11 protein-coding genes are annotated in these 14,343 nt (G+C 74.7%); 6 read left to right on the top strand and 5 right to left on the bottom strand.

What is annotated here, in order from left to right; all coding sequences use genetic code 11:
* Nucleotides 1-78: 78 nt before the first annotated feature.
* The 3 genes from V5D56_RS02205 (at nt 79) to V5D56_RS02195 (ending at nt 3,463) form a co-directional block, all read left to right on the top strand.
* Nucleotides 79-1,758, top strand: a complete 1,680-nt coding sequence (locus V5D56_RS02205) for a hypothetical protein (RefSeq protein ID WP_435737432.1) — start codon at nt 79-81, stop codon at nt 1,756-1,758.
* Nucleotides 1,759-1,904: 146 nt separating this feature from the next.
* Nucleotides 1,905-3,167, top strand: a complete 1,263-nt coding sequence (locus V5D56_RS02200; protein WP_435737431.1) for an inorganic phosphate transporter — start codon at nt 1,905-1,907, stop codon at nt 3,165-3,167.
* Between the two features lie 11 nt (nt 3,168-3,178).
* Nucleotides 3,179-3,463, top strand: a complete 285-nt coding sequence (locus V5D56_RS02195) for a hypothetical protein (protein ID WP_435737430.1) — start codon at nt 3,179-3,181, stop codon at nt 3,461-3,463.
* A 59-nt stretch (nt 3,464-3,522) separates the two neighbouring features.
* On the opposite strand, the gene V5D56_RS02190 is transcribed toward V5D56_RS02195, so the two are convergent.
* Nucleotides 3,523-4,749 (bottom strand): glycoside hydrolase family 3 N-terminal domain-containing protein, encoded by a 1,227-nt coding sequence (locus V5D56_RS02190; protein WP_435737429.1) that lies wholly within the window; start codon nt 4,747-4,749, stop codon nt 3,523-3,525.
* Nucleotides 4,750-4,976: 227 nt separating this feature from the next.
* Between V5D56_RS02190 and V5D56_RS02185 the strand changes: the two genes are divergently transcribed.
* Nucleotides 4,977-8,219, top strand: a complete 3,243-nt coding sequence (locus V5D56_RS02185; RefSeq protein WP_435737428.1) for a DUF5979 domain-containing protein — start codon at nt 4,977-4,979, stop codon at nt 8,217-8,219.
* Nucleotides 8,220-8,285: 66 nt separating this feature from the next.
* Here the strand turns inward: V5D56_RS02185 and V5D56_RS02180 are convergent, their stop codons facing one another.
* Nucleotides 8,286-8,699, bottom strand: a complete 414-nt coding sequence (locus tag V5D56_RS02180; RefSeq protein WP_435737427.1) for an SRPBCC family protein — start codon at nt 8,697-8,699, stop codon at nt 8,286-8,288.
* 134 nt (nt 8,700-8,833) lie between these two features.
* On the opposite strand from V5D56_RS02180, the gene V5D56_RS02175 reads away from it, so the two are divergent.
* Nucleotides 8,834-9,829, top strand: a complete 996-nt coding sequence (locus V5D56_RS02175) for a hypothetical protein (protein WP_435737426.1) — start codon at nt 8,834-8,836, stop codon at nt 9,827-9,829.
* 53 nt (nt 9,830-9,882) lie between these two features.
* Here V5D56_RS02175 and V5D56_RS02170 read toward each other — a convergent pair whose 3' ends face one another.
* Nucleotides 9,883-10,983 carry a threonine aldolase family protein gene (locus V5D56_RS02170; RefSeq protein ID WP_435737425.1) on the bottom strand — a complete coding sequence of 367 codons (1,101 nt, stop codon included), beginning with the start codon at nt 10,981-10,983 and terminating at the stop codon, nt 9,883-9,885.
* Nucleotides 10,984-11,143: 160 nt separating this feature from the next.
* Here V5D56_RS02170 and V5D56_RS02165 point away from each other — a divergent pair, with 160 nt between their 5' ends.
* On the top strand, nt 11,144-11,449 hold the full coding sequence (locus tag V5D56_RS02165; protein ID WP_435737424.1) for a hypothetical protein: 306 nt from the start codon (nt 11,144-11,146) through the stop codon (nt 11,447-11,449).
* Nucleotides 11,450-11,587: 138 nt separating this feature from the next.
* Here V5D56_RS02165 and V5D56_RS02160 read toward each other — a convergent pair whose 3' ends face one another.
* Both V5D56_RS02160 and V5D56_RS02155 read right to left on the bottom strand, forming a co-directional pair.
* Entirely contained in the window at nt 11,588-13,291 is a 1,704-nt protein-coding gene (locus V5D56_RS02160; protein ID WP_435737423.1) for an alpha-amylase family protein, read from the bottom strand.
* Nucleotides 13,288-14,280, bottom strand: a complete 993-nt coding sequence (locus V5D56_RS02155) for a TIGR03885 family FMN-dependent LLM class oxidoreductase (protein ID WP_435737422.1) — start codon at nt 14,278-14,280, stop codon at nt 13,288-13,290. Before V5D56_RS02155 ends, V5D56_RS02160 begins: the two co-directional genes overlap by 4 nt.
* Nucleotides 14,281-14,343: the final 63 nt, after the last annotated feature.

Genomic DNA, 14,343 nt, shown 5'->3' with positions numbered 1-14,343 from the left:
ACAACCCGGGGTTCGGCAGGGGCGCGCGGGGGAGTTCTCCCCCTCGACGCGGTGCCCGACGTGAGTACGCTCGCGCGCATGTCGACCTACAGCTCCTGGCGCTCCGACCACGGCAACATGCAGGCACTGTCCGAGGAGCTGGAGGCGCAGGCGGCGATGGCGCGCTCGCGCGAGGCGTCGCTCAACCGCCGCCTGCGGTCGCTCGAGGGCGACCTGTCGAGCCGCGTGGAGGTCCTCCAGCGCCTCGTCAACGCCCTGATCGAGCTCGGCGAGGTCCGCGAGGAGCTCGCGCTCCTCACTCCTGCGCGCCGCGCGCGCGACGCCGCTCGGGCGCTCGTCCGGGCCGTCGTCTCGGGGGAGGGCGACGTCTCCTACCTGCGGCGCTCGCCCGACCTCGCCGACGTGCACGGCTACTGGCTCGTCCCGGCGGCGCTCGCCGTCGCGGACGTGCGGGAAGGGCGCCTCGACGACGACGCGGCGCAGGAGGCCCTCGTCCGCGACCGCCGGCGCGCGGCCACGTTCCTCGTAGGCGTGTGCGCGCTCGTCGGGCAGCCCGGGCTCGCCGCGCCGTGGCTGTCGTCCGTGCTCGACACGCCCGCCCTGCCCGACGCGGGGTGGGGTACCGCGACCGAGGGGGCGGAGACCGAGCGGGCGGAGACCGACGGCCGGGAGGTCCCGGACGACGTGAGCGTCGCCGTCGCCGAGCGCGCGCTGTGGCTGGCCGCCGCGGCCGGCCTGCTCGGCGACGCGGGCGACCGGACCGTGCGCGACGCGCTCGCGCAGCGCACGGGGCTGCTCGACGCCGGCGCGCACGACCGGTTGCGCGGGGCGCTGCTCGCCGAGCCGCCCGCGCTCGGCGGGGGCGGGGGCGACGACTGGGGGAGCCCGTCGGGCGTCCGCGACGAGCTCGGGGTCCTGCGGGCGTGGGCCGCCTGGGCGCGCGCCGCCGCGGACGGCGCCCTCCTCCCGGCGCCGCCGACGGGGGACGACGTGCCGGTGGCTGCCGACGCGGCGGTCGCCGGGGTCCCGCTCGCGACCGACCCGGCACGTGCCGCGCTGCAGACCGTCGTCTCGTCGGTCGTCGACGAGGGGGCGCCCGTCGAGCGCGACCTCCTCGACCGGGCGGACGAGCTGAACGCCCGGGTCGGCCGCGAGCGCGAGCGCGACCAGCCGGCCTGGGACGCGCCGGCCGCGAGCCTCGTCGACCTCCTCGCGGCCGACGCGCGCGGCGACGACCCGGACCGCGCACGACTCGTGGCACCGATCCTCGCCGAGGACCTGAAGGCCGCCGCGCACGACCTCGCCGCGCGGCTCGCGGCCGAGCCGGCACCGTCGCGCACCCTGCGGCTCGCCGGCCGGACGGTCACCGTCACCCCCACGGACGACGGCGAGCGCCCCGCCGCGACGGCCCGCGCGGAGCTCGTCGCACGACCGGTCGACGGGATCTCGTGGCCGGTCGTCGGCGGCCTGGGCGCGGCCGCCGTCGTCGCGCTCGTCCTGGCCGTCGTGACCGCTCCCGCGTGGTGGCTGGTCGTGGCGGGCGCCGCGGCGGTCGCCGGCTGGCAGTGGTTCGCCGGGACGCGTCGGTCCCGCGACCAGCGCGAGCACGTGCGCCGTCAGGTCGCGCTGTTCGACGCCGAGATCGTGCGGACGCGGCAGGAGGTCGTCGACGACGCGGACCGGGCGCGGAGCCGGCGTGAGGCGGTCGCCGACGTCGTCGTCGAGCTCGACGAGGCGCTCGCGGAGGTCCGTGGCTGACCGGCCCGACCGGGCTTGTCGGCGGCGCTCGTCCGGACCTCCTGCCGGGTCGTTCGAACAGGGCTTCGAACGCTGGGTGAACTGTCGATGAACAGTGGTCGAAGAATCCACAGGATGGTCGAGAGCGCTCCGGGTGCGACCCCACCATGGAGTACGTGACCGAGACGCTCCTGCTGGTGCTCGTCGTCGTGACGGCTCTCGCCTTCGACTTCACCAACGGTTTCCACGACACGGGCAACGCGATGGCCACCTCCATCGCCACACGCGCCCTCAAGCCCAAGACCGCCGTCGCGCTGTCGGCCGTCCTCAACCTCGTCGGCGCCTTCCTGTCGCTGGCCGTCGCCGCGACCATCGCCAAGGGCCTGGTCGACGCGAACGTCATCACGCTCGAGGTGGTGCTCGCCGGTCTGGTGGGCGGCATCACGTGGAACCTGCTGACCTGGCTGCTCGGCCTGCCGTCCAGCTCGTCGCACGCCCTCATCGGCGGCGTCGTGGGCTCGGTGCTCGCGGCCGTCGGCACGTCGGGCGTCATCTGGACCGGCGTCGCCGCGAAGGTGCTGATCCCCGCGCTGCTCGCACCGCTCGTCGCGATCGGCGTCGCGAGCGTCGGCACGTGGCTCGTCGCCCGCCTCACGCGCGACGTCCCCGAGGACACGAGCAACCGCGCGTTCCGCTGGGGCCAGGTCGGCTCCGCGTCGCTCGTCTCGCTCGCGCACGGCACCAACGACGCGCAGAAGTCGATGGGCATCATCCTGCTCGCGCTCATCGCGGGCGGCGCCGTCCCGGCCGACTCGGGCGTGCCGTTCTGGGTGATCCTGTCCTGCGCCCTGTTCATGGCTCTCGGCACCTACCTCGGCGGGTGGCGCATCATCCGCACGCTCGGCAAGGGCCTCGTCGAGATCGACTCGCGCCAGGGCATGGCCGCCGAGACGTCGTCCGCCGCGGTCATCCTCATGTCCGGCTTCTTCGGCTTCTCGCTCTCGACGACGCACGTCGCCACGGGCTCGATCCTCGGCTCGGGCGTCGGCATGCCGGGCGCGAAGGTCCGCTGGGGCGTCGCGGGCCGCATGCTCGCCGCGTGGGGCCTCACGCTCCCCGCCGCCGGGGTCGTCGGTGCGCTGTGCTTCTGGATCCAGTCGGGGATCGGGGGCGTGCTCGGCACCGCGGTCGTGTTCGGCATCCTCATCGCGGTCTCGGTCGCGATCTGGGTGGCATCGCGCCGGAAGCCGGTCGACCACAAGAACGTCAACGACGACTGGGAGGGCGCCGAGCCCGCCGGGGCGGAGCCCGTCGAGCCCGTGCTGGCCGACGTCGCCGCGACCCCGGCCGTCGTCGCGACCGCCGCGCCCGACGCACCCGTCCCGTCGTCCACCGAGCCGCAGGGCGCGCGCCAGCGCGCCGGCGTCTGAGAGGGGCTCTCGTGTCCGAGTTCATCGAGATCGACTCGCTGCTCAAGGTCGTCGTCGCCGGCCTGATCATCGGCGCCGGGCTGCCCGCGCTGTTCGCGCTGGGCGTGCGCCTCGCCGCCGGGCGGACCACCCCGGCCGCCGTGGACGCCGAGGGCGTGCACATGACGCCGTCGGGCGAGGTCGTGACGGTCGCGCGCCCGTCGACCGTCCGCATCATCGCGGCGGGCGTGTGCTTCCTCGTCGTCGTGCTCGCCATCGCCGGCGGGATCGTGTTCCTCGCCAACGGCGGGCACTAGCGACCCGCCCGCGAGAGGTGAGGATCCGCCCCTGATCCGAGCAGATCGGGGGCGGATTCTCACGTCTCGGGCGTCAGCCGCGCCTTCGCGGCCAGGACGCGCTCGACGGCGGCGTCGACCTTCGCCGCGAACGCCGGATCGCTCGACGCACGCTCCACGAGCGCGTCCGCCATCTCCGCGACGACCGACGGGTCCGCGGACGCGAGGACCATGTCGCCGCCCGCCTCGATCGTCAGGACGGCACGCTCGGCCGGCGACCAAGCCTGCACCTGGGCCGCTGCCGAGACGTCGTCGGTGATGACGACGCCGTCGAAGCCGAGGTCGCCGCGCAGCATCCCGTCGACCACGACCGGTGAGAACGCCGCCGGACGCTCGGGATCGATCCGGGTGTAGACCGCGGTCGAGGTCATGACGAACGCCGCGCCCGCCTCGATGCCCGACGCGAAGACCGCGACGGACGGGTCGTCGCGCGTCGTGACGTCGTCGGTCACGCCGGCGTCCGTGTCGGTGTTCGCGGTGACGCGCCCGAGGCCCGGGAAGTGCTTGATCGTCACGTCGACTCCCGACGCCTCCATGCCCGCGCTGAACGCGTTCGCGTGCGACACGACGGAGTCGGCCGTGAACCCGTAGGCCCGGTCGTAGTACCCGATCGGGGGGTTCTGCGCCGCCGACCGCTCGGGCACGAGGTCCATGACGGGGGCGAGGTTGAGGTTGACCCCGGCGGCGGCGAGCTCCGACCCCCACGTCGCCGCCTGGTCCTCGAGCGCGGCCGGCCCGAGTCGCGACTGGTCGAGCGCCGTCGGGATCTGCGAGAACCCGGCCCCGCGCAGCACCTGCACGTACCCGCCCTCCTGGTCCGTCGCGACGAACAGCGGCGTGCCCTGCGTGGTCTCCTCCGACACGAGCACCGTGAAGCCGGCGACGAGGTCGGCCGTCGGGCCCGTCCCCGCCTGCGACCGTCCCGCGAGGAACACGTTCCCGACGTGGCGCCGGGCGACGGCGTCGTAGCTCACCTGCTGCGGCGAGCGCACGTCGACCCCGACCATGAGGAGCTGGCCCACCTTCTGCTCCAGCGTCCAGCCGGCGAGCGGGTCCGGCGCGGGCGTCGTCGGCGTCGGGGCGGTCGGGGTGCCCGACGGCGCGGGCGCGCCCGCGCTCGTGGCGCCGGGCGTCGGGGACGAGGCGCCGGTGTCCGGCCGCAGCACGTACCAGACGACGGCAGCGATCGCGGCCGCCGTCGCGACCAGCGCCACGGCGACCCAGACGGCTCGGGCCCTGCTCGACACGCGACCACCTCCGCCGTCACCGTATCCGGGCGCCGTCCCGTCCTGCGCCGCGCGCAGACCGGTGGCCCGACGTCACGATCGTGGCACGACCGGCGGTCGGTGCCCGGCCCGACGGGCAGTCCCCACCGGATGGCGCCATGATGCGAGCGGGGTCGTCACCACGGGCGAGGAGACCGTCCGGGCCGTGGGCAGGCGGCCCGCCGACCGGACGATCCCTGGAGCTGGACATGACGCGACCACCCGCCCGTGCGGCAGCGCCCGTCTGTGCGCACCGGTACCTGGCGGCGGTGCTCGCCGCGGTGCTGGCGCTCGTCGCGGCGGTCCTCGTCGTGACCGGCCCGCAGGCGCGGCCGGCGGCGGCGGCGATCGGGTTCTGCCCCGACGGCGACTTCCCCGACATCGGCCCGACCCCGCCCCTGTTCACCGACCGGAACGTCACCGTCTACGCCGGCGGGGACTACCACGCGACGGCCAGCGCCGCGGAGTCGGAGGGCCTGCTCGTCGTCGCCGGCGACGCGCTGATCGACCACCAGGGGAACTTCAGCGTGGGCTCGGTCGGCGCGGGTTCGCAGATCACGCCCCCTGACGGCGCGGTCATGCTCGCGGTCGGCGGCGGCCTGGAGATCGCGGACGGGGCCAGCGTCACGGTGGGTTCCACCCTGCCGAGCGGCGGCGCGATGAACGTGGGCGAGTCCGTGACGGGCGGCGGGACGCTGTCCACCGCGGGGACGACGCCGGGAGCCGACGCCCCGGTCACGGAGGACATGGGTGCTGCCGCGGTCGCGGAGTGGGCCGACTTCGCGACGACGATCTCCGACGCGTCCGCCGAGATCGCCGGCTGGCCGGCGGTACCGGGCGTCGTCGCCGGGAACCGGGTCACGTTCACCGGCTCGGGGACGGCCGACCCCCAGGTGTTCACCATCGACGCGGCGGAGCTCTCCGGCCTGACCGAGGTCGTCCTCGCGGGGATCCCCGACGGTGCTGCCGTCGCGATCGACGTCGTCGGCGACGGGCCGGTCGACTTCACGCCCAACTACTGGGAGGGCAACGGCACGCCGTCGATCAACGGGCTGGCGACGCCCGGCTTCGGCGGGTGGGCCGCGCGCATCCTGTGGAACTTCGAGACGGTCACGGACCTCTCGTTCGGGACCGCCGACCAGTTCCTCGGCACGATCCTCGCGCCCGCCGCGGACGCGACGATCGCGACGAGCACCAACGGGCGCGTGCTCGTCGGCGGGAACCTCACGTTCGGCGACCCGGGCGTCGAGGGCGGGCTCGAGATGCACAGCTACCCGTGGATCGGGCCGGGCCCGTTCGACTGCGTCCCGTCGTCGAGCTTCGGGGTGCAGAAGACGGTGACGGGCGAGGCGTCGGCGGACGTCCCGGCGGGGACGACGTTCGACGTCGACTACGCGTACGAGGAGCCGGACGGGACGACCGGGTCCGGCACCCTGACGGTCCCGATCAGCGGTGCGCTCGTCTACGGGCCCGACCTGCCGGTCGGCACCGTCGTCACCGTGAGCGAGCCCGCCCTCCCCGAGGTGCCCGGCGTCGAGTGGGGCACCCCGGTGATCCAGGTGGACGGCGAGCCCCTGGGCGACCCGGCGCAGTTCACCATCGAGGAGGACCGGACCTTCACGGTCACCGTGGTGAACACCGCGAACGCCGGGGGCGGGGACGCCGTCGGCGGTTTCACGGTCCAGAAGGCCGTGACCGGCGACGCCGCGGGCGCCGTCCCGGACGACGCGGTCTTCCTCGTCGACTGGGAGGCCACCATCCCCGACGGCACGGCGTACGACGGCGAGACGTCGGGCACGCTCGAGGTGCTCGCCGACGGGACGGTCACGGACGGCCCGGCCGGCCTGCCGGTGGGCACGACGGTGACGCTCATCGAGCAGGCGCCGCCCGAGATCGACGGTGTCGTGTGGGGCACGCCCACGGTCGACCCGGCGTCGCCGATCACGATCGTCGAGGGTGCGACCGGGGTCGCGGTGACCCTCACGAACACCGCGACCGCGCCGGAGGAGGTCGGCGGGTTCGCGGTGCGGAAGGTCGTCGACGGCGACGCGTCCGGCGCCGTGCCGCCGGGAACGACGTTCGGGGTCGCCTGGACCGCCGACGTCCCGGACGGGTCCGCGTACGACGGGCCCACCGAGGGGACGGTGACGATCCTCGCGGACGGGACGGTGGCCGACGGTCCGCAGGACCTGCCGGTCGGCACGGTCGTGACGTTCGTCGAGCAGCAGATGCCGTCCGTCCCCGGTGTGGACTGGGGGACGCCGACCGTCTCGCCCGCCACCGTGACGATCGGCGAGGGGGACGAGGTCGCGAGCGTCGTCGTGACGAACGAGGCGACCGCCCAGGTGGGCGGCTTCTCGGTGGTCAAGACCGTCGAGGGCGGCGTGGCCGGCACGGTCCCGCCCGGCACGGAGTTCCGGGTCGAGTGGACGGCGACCGTGCCCGAGGGCTTCGCCTACGACGGGGACGTGACGGGGACGGTGACGCTCCTCGCGGACGGGACGGCTGTCGACGGGCCGCAGGACCTGCCGGTGGGCACCGTCGTGACGTTCACGGAGGTCGACCTGCCCGACGTCGACGGCGTCGTCTGGGGAGCGCCGACGTTCTCCCCGGCGTCGGTCACGGTCGGTGCTGACGAGAGCACCCTCGTCACGCTGACGAACACGACCCAGGACGTCGCGGCGGGCGGGTTCTCCGTCGCGAAGGAGGTGACCGGAGCCCGCGCAGACCTCGTGCCCGCCGACACCGTGTTCGTCGTCGCGTACTCCTACGAGCTCGAGGGCGTCCTCGTCGGCGGGTACCTCGACGTCCCCGCGGACGGGACCGTCGTCGACGGGCCGCAGAACCTGCCCGTCGGGACGGTCGTCACCTACACCGAGGCAGACCTGCCGCAGATCCCCGGCGTCACGTGGGGCACCCCGGCGTTCAGCCCGCAGTCCGTGACCGTGGGCGACGGCCAGAGCGTCCTCGTCACGGCGACCAACACCGCGAACCAGGAGGTCGGCGGGTTCTCCGTGGTGAAGGCGGTCGTCGGGGACGCCGCCGACGCCGTCCCCCCGAGCACCGTGCTCACCGTCGCCTACGCGTTCGAGATCGGCGACGAGACGGTCGTCGGCGAGCTCGCGGTGCGGGCGGACGGCGAGGTCGTCGAGGGTCCGCAAGGGCTGCCGGTCGGCACCGTCGTCCGTCTCACCGAGATCGACCTCCCGGTCGTGGACGGCGTCGCCTGGGGGACGCCCACGTTCGCCGTCGACGGCGAACCGGTCACCACGGTGACCGTCGGGGGCGGAGGCCCCGTGGTCGTCACGCTCACCAACACCGCGACGGACGACGGCGACCCGCTCGCGACCACCGGTGACGACAGCGTGCTCGCGGTGGGACTGGCGCTGCTGTTCGTCGCCACGGGGGCGGCCGTCCTCGCCGTCCGCGCCCACCGCCGCCGCGAGGCCTGACGCGCGGGACGCCGTCGGGCCGGTCCGTGGGGGATCGACCGGCCCGACGTCGTGCGTGACGACGGCTCAGTCGTGGCCGGCGAGCGTCGCGAGGGCCTTCGTCCACAGCGCGTGCGCGCGCTCGGCACGGTCTGCCGTCTCGATGTTCTCCTCGACGACGCGCACCTGGGTGCCCGCGTCGTCGGGCTCCAGCGTGATGGCGATGTCGTGGTAGTGCTCCGGGGCGTCGGGGAGCTCCATGGTGGGGGAGAAGTGCGTGAACCGGAGCAGGCGTGGGCGCTCGACCGCGACGACCGTGCCCCAGTCCGCGAACTCGCGGCCCATGTAGTGGCCCTCGAACGTCACAGGGCTGCCGGGCCGGTAGTCCGTCTCGACGTTCATGCCGAGCATCCAGCGCGCGCCGGGGTGGACCAGCTGGGACCACACCACCTCGGGCGGACGGGCGACGTGGATCTCGGCGGTGGTGGAGTGGGGGGACATGCGAACCTCCTGGGACGTGCGTGGAGCGGGGCCGTGAGGGCAGGGCCTGGGAGCGACCGTAGACCGTCCGGGCGAACCCGGCAGCCCGGACGGACGTGCGGCGGACCACGGTCGGTCTGGGTAGGTTCGTCCGCGTGACCCGACTCGTGCTCCTCCACGGCCGCGACAACCAGGGCCTCGACGCCGAGGACCTCGAGCGGACGTGGCGCACGGTCCTGTCCGCTGGCCTCGCGGCCGCGGGCCGGCCGGGGGGCGTGACCGACGACGACGCCGCGTTCGTCTACTTCGGCGACACCCTCGCCGGGCTCGTCCGGGGCGGCGGTGCGCCGCCACCCGTCACCGTGCACGCCGTGCCCGGCTCGCGGTGGGACCGGTTCGACGTGGACGGGAGCGGGATCGCTGCCCTGCCCGAGGACGAGCTGCGGTTCCTCGGGTCCGTCGCGGCCGAGGTGCTGCACGCCGCGGGCGTGGACGAGGCCCGGGTCGCGATCGCCAGGCGGGAGGACGGTGTCGTTCCCCGGGGCGGGGACCTGGGCTCCGTCGCCGCCCTGGGCGGGTGGGTCAACGCGCTGCTGTCCGCGCTCGACGCGTACGTCCCCGGGCTGAGCAGCGCCGTCCTCGTGCTCGTCGTGCGTGACGTCTGGGCGTACCTGCACGACCCGGACGTCCGGCGGGTGATCGACGACGCCGTCGCGAGCGCGATGCCGACCGACGAGCCGGTGGTGGTCGTCGGGCACTCGTTCGGGTCGGTCGTCGCCTACTCGGTGCTGCGCGAGCACCCCGACGCGGCCCGCTGGGAGGTGCCGCTGCTCCTCACGCTCGGGTCCCCGCTCGCGATCCGCGCGATCCGCGACGCCCTCGCGGCGCGCGCACCGCTGCGCGTGCCCGCCGAGGTGGACCGGTGGGTCGCTGCGCGGGACCGGCGCGACCCGCTCGCGCTGCACGGGCTCGGACCCGCGGCGTTCCCCCTCGCACCGGGTTCGCCGCCGATCAAGGAGCTCGAGGTGGACAACCGCGCGCCGGGCCGCCACGCCGCGGCGGTCCTGCTCGACGACGGCCGTGTCCCCGCGGGCTACCTCGCCCTCCCGGAGGTGGCCGGCACGGTCGCCGCGGCGCTCCCCGCGAGATAGAGGCTCCGGTCGCGAGGTAGAGCCCCGCGGCGTCTACCTCGCGACGGGAGGTTCTATCTCGCGAGGGTGGCGTGGACGTCCGCGACGAAGTCGTCCACGTCGGCGGCGGTCGTGTCCCACGCGCACATCCAGCGCACCTCGACGCGGTCGGGCGTCTCGCCCGGTCCCCAGTCGTAGAACCGGTGCCGCTCGCGCAGCGCCGCGGCGACCGCGCGCGGCAGCGTCGCGAACACGGCGTTCGCCTCGGTGGGCTGCGTGAAGGCGACGGGTCGCGCGACGTCCTCCGGGGAGAGGTCCGCGAGGCCGGCGCGCAACCTCGTGGCCATCGCGTTCGCCGACCGGGCGTTGCGCACCCACAGCTCGTCGGCGGCGGCGATCTCGTCGACGTCCGCGACCGGGTCGCCGACCGGCTCGAAGAGGGCCAGGAGCTGTGCCGAGACGTACCGCATCTTCGAGGCGAGCTGCATCGTCGCCTTGCGCACGAACTCCACGCCGTCGACGGCCGAGGGGTCGAGCACGACCACGGCCTCGCCGAGCGCGAGCCCGTTCTTCGTGCCGCCGAACGACAGCACGTCCACGCCGGCGTCGGTCGTGAGCGCACGGAGCGGGACGTCGAGCGCCACGGCGGCGTTCGCGAGGCGCGAGCCGTCGAGGTGCACTCGCATCCCGCGTGCGTGCGCGGCGTCGGAGATCGCGCGGAGCTCCTGCGGCGTGTACACCGTGCCGAGCTCCGTGGTCTGCGTGATCGAGACGACGAGCGGCTGCGCGCGGTGCGGGTCGCCCAGATCGTCCGCGAAGCGCTCCACGGCGTCGGGGGTCAGCCGCCCGTCCGCGGCCGGCACGGTGAGGACCTTGATGCCCCCGACGCGCTCGGGTGCGCCGTTCTCGTCCGTGTTGAGGTGCGCGTGCTCGGTCGCGACCACCGCCCCCCACCGGGGCAGCATCGACATCAGCGCGATGACGTTGGCGCCCGTGCCGGTGAGGACCGGGTAGGCCGTCGCCTCCGCGCCGAACCGCGCCCGGACCACCTCCTGCAGCCGCGCGGTCCACGGGTCCTCGCCGTAGGAGACCTCGTGGCCGGCGCTCGCGGCGGCCAGCGCGGCGAGGACGTCGGGGTGGGCGGGGGCATAGTTGTCGGACGCGAACGAGCTCACGTGCCCAGGGTAGGTCGCCGTGCGCGACGGGTTCGCCTCGTGGTCGAGGTCGCATGCTGGAGGTCACCTGCGCGAGGTGCGCGCGCGAGCGGAGGGACACGGGCCTAGCGTCGAGAGGACGGCGTCGGACCCGGCGTCGAGATCTCGCGGAGGTGCAGCCATGACCACGATCCCCGACCCGGGCTCGGCGCCGGACGACCCGAGCTTCACCGGCCTGCCGCGCGACGAGCGGGACACGTTCGCGAACGAGGCCGAGCCCACCGACCCCGCCGGTCCCGCCGAGCCGGTGGTGGATCCCCCGAAGTCTCCCGGCCCGCCGGCCGACCCCTCGGCGCCCCCGCACGATCCCGGCCCGGGGGAGCCGGTCCCGGGCGAGCCACGTCCGAGCGACCCCGTCCCGGACGACCCGGGCTGGCCGTCGTCGCCCGGACCGCCCGTCGGGCCGGACGAGCCGACCCACGGCTGACCGACCGCGCGCCACCGGACGCGAGGTAGCCCCGGTCGCCGAGATAGAGCCCTGGTCATCAGACCGGGGCTCTATCTCGGGAACCAGGGCTCTACCTCGGCAGCTACGGCTCTCTCTCGGGTCGGCGGGTGCGGCCGGTCAGAGGAGGCGGCGCGCGTGCGGGTGCGTGACGCGCAGCCAGCGGTAGCCGTACCCGTCGAGCCGGATCTCGGCCGTACCGTCCGGCGCGGGCTCGACGTCGTCGTGGTCGAGCAGGTCGACGAGCCGGGCGTCCTCGGGCAGCTCGCCGAGCGCGAGCGGCACGACGGCCGGGTCCGGCGACAGGTTGTGCAGCGTGACCATCGACGCGTCCTGCCACGTCGTGCGCAGCGCCAGCACGGAGGTCTCCGGCTGGTCCAGCACCTCGGCGTCGCCCCAGCCGAGCTCCGGGCACTCGCGATAGCGGTGCGCGAGCAGGCGGACGAACGACAGCAGCGAGTCCGGGTCGCGGCGCTGGTCGGCGACGTTGACGTGCTCGGGTGCGTACCCGTCGTCGGGCAGGGGCGCGGCGAGGCGGCGCGCGGGCGCGCGCGAGAACCCGCCGTTGTCCTGCGACGTCCACTGCATCGGGGTGCGCACCGCCATGCGGCCGGGCACGCGGAGGTTCTCGCCCATCCCGATCTCCTCGCCGTAGAACAGCACCGGCGTGCCGGGCAGCGCGAAGAGCAGCGAGTACACCATGCGCAGCCGTCGAGGGTCGCCTCCGAGCATGGGCGGCAGCCGACGGCGCAGCCCGCGCCCGTAGAGCTGCATCTCCTCCTCGGGGCCGAACGCCGCGAAGACCTCCTGCCGCTCCTCCTCGCTGAGCTTGTCGAGGGTGAGCTCGTCGTGGTTGCGCACGAACGTCGCCCACTGGGTGTCGTGCGGGATGGGCGGTCGTGCCCGCAGCGACGCGGCGAGCGGGCCGGCGTCGTGACGCGCGAAGGCCAGGTACATGGCCTGCATCGCGTTGAAGTCGAACTGCATCGTCAGCTCGGAGCTCGTCGTGCCGCCCGGGTCGCCGTCCGCCGGGTTCCCGTCGCCGAAGAACCGCGCCTGGTCCGCGTACGGCAGGTTGACCTCGCCCATGAGGATCGCGTCGCCCGAGCGGCGGCCGAGGAACGCGCGCAGCACGCGGAGCATGTCGTGCGGGTCGTCGATCTCGTCACCGGGGTTCGCCGCGGCGTCGGTCAGGGCGAACGGGACGGCGTCCACCCGGAACCCGGAGATCCCGAGCTCGAGCCAGAAGCCGATGGTCTTGGCGATGGCGTCGCGCACCTTCGGGTTCGCCGTGTTGAGGTCGGGCTGGTGCCGGTAGAAGCGGTGCCGGTACCACTCGCCCGTCTTGTCGTCGAGGGACCAGATGCCCCCCTCCTGGTCGGGGAAGACGACCTGGTCCTTCGTGGGCGGCGGCTCCTCGGCACGCCACACGTAGAAGTCGCGGAACGGGTCGTCGGTCGAGCGGCGCGCGCTGCGGAACCACGGGTGGCGGTCCGACGTGTGGTTGATGACGAGGTCGACGATGACGCGGATACCGCGGTCCTTCGCGGTGCGGACCAGCTCGACGACGTCGCCCAGGTCGCCCAGGCGCGGGTCGACGCCCAGGAAGTCGGTGATGTCGTAGCCGTCGTCACGCTCCGCCGTCGGGTAGAACGGCATGAGCCACAGGCACGTCACGCCGAGGTCGGCGAGGTGGTCGATGCGCTGCACGAGCCCGGGGAAGTCGCCGACCCCGTCGTCGTTCCAGTCCATGAACGTCTCGACGTCGAGGCAGTAGACGACGGCGTTCTTCCACCACAGGTCGCCGGTGTCGCGGATCCTCATGCGGTCCTCCCCCCGGTGGTGGCCGCCGCGGCCTCGCGGATCCGGGGCAGCAGGGTCTCGCCCGCGGCGTCGAGGAACGCGTCCTGCTCCTGGCCGACGTGGTGCAGGTACACCGCGTCGAAGCCGCACGCGACCATCTCGGCGATCCGGTCGGCGAGGCGCTGGGCGTCGTGCTCGACGAGCACCGTCCCCCGCACCTCCTCGGGCCGCACGAGGTCCGCGACGGCGTCGAACTGCTCGGGCGTCTCCAGGTGCCAGCTCACGCTCGGCGGGAGGAGGTTCGAGCGCCACTGGTCGTGCGCGACGGCGTACGCCGCCTCGTCGTCGTCCGCCCACGCGACGTGGACCTGGAGGGCGAGGTCGCCCCGCCCGCCCGCGTCGCGGTACTCGCCGACGACGCGGCGCAGCGACTCCACGGGCTGGTTGACCGTGACGAGGCCGTCCGCCCAGTCGGCGTGGCGGCGTGCGGTGCGCGGCGTGACGGCCGCGCCGATCAGGCGTGGGGCGACGTCGGGCAGCGACCACACGCGCGCGCGGTCCACGGTGACGTGGCCGTGGTGCGTGACCTCCTCGCCCGCGAGGAGCGCGCGGATGATCCCGGCGCACTCGCGCAGCCGCTCGTCGCGCTCCGCCTTCGTGGGCCAGCGGTCGCCCGTGACGTGCTCGTTCATCGCCTCGCCCGAGCCCAGCGCGGCCCAGAACCGGCCGGGGAACATGGAGCCGAGGGTCGCGATCGCCTGGGCGAGGATCACCGGGTGGTAGCGCTGGCCCGGCGCGGTGACGACGCCGAACGGCAGGTCGGTCGTGGCGAGCGCGGCGCCGAGCCACGACCACGCGAAGCCGGACTCGCCCTGCCGCTCGCTCCACGGCGCGAGGTGGTCGGAGCACATCGCCGCGTCGAAGCCCACGTCCTGCGCGCGCCGGGCGGCGGCGAGGAGCGGGCCGGGCGGGATCTGCTCGTGGGAGGAGTGGAATCCGAGGGTGACCATGTCGCCCAGTGAACCGAGAGTCGCGTCCGCCCGCGCGTCGGGGCGGGAACGGTGGAGGCGGGG

Origin of the sequence: Cellulosimicrobium sp. PMB13 (genome assembly GCF_051294865.1) — a bacterium.
Lineage (GTDB): Bacteria > Actinomycetota > Actinomycetes > Actinomycetales > Cellulomonadaceae > Cellulosimicrobium.
Note: the sequence above shows the minus strand (reverse complement) of the source record. Positions and strands in the feature narration are given on the sequence as shown.

Coding starts and splice junctions, on each gene's coding strand:
- V5D56_RS02155 (WP_435737422.1), bottom strand. CDS start 14,280: ATGGTCACCCTCGGATTCCACTCCTCCCACGAGCAGATCCCGCCCGGC.
- V5D56_RS02180 (WP_435737427.1), bottom strand. CDS start 8,699: ATGTCCCCCCACTCCACCACCGCCGAGATCCACGTCGCCCGTCCGCCC.
- V5D56_RS02185 (WP_435737428.1), top strand. CDS start 4,977: ATGACGCGACCACCCGCCCGTGCGGCAGCGCCCGTCTGTGCGCACCGG.
- V5D56_RS02160 (WP_435737423.1), bottom strand. CDS start 13,291: ATGAGGATCCGCGACACCGGCGACCTGTGGTGGAAGAACGCCGTCGTC.
- V5D56_RS02165 (WP_435737424.1), top strand. CDS start 11,144: ATGACCACGATCCCCGACCCGGGCTCGGCGCCGGACGACCCGAGCTTC.
- V5D56_RS02205 (WP_435737432.1), top strand. CDS start 79: ATGTCGACCTACAGCTCCTGGCGCTCCGACCACGGCAACATGCAGGCA.
- V5D56_RS02200 (WP_435737431.1), top strand. CDS start 1,905: ATGGAGTACGTGACCGAGACGCTCCTGCTGGTGCTCGTCGTCGTGACG.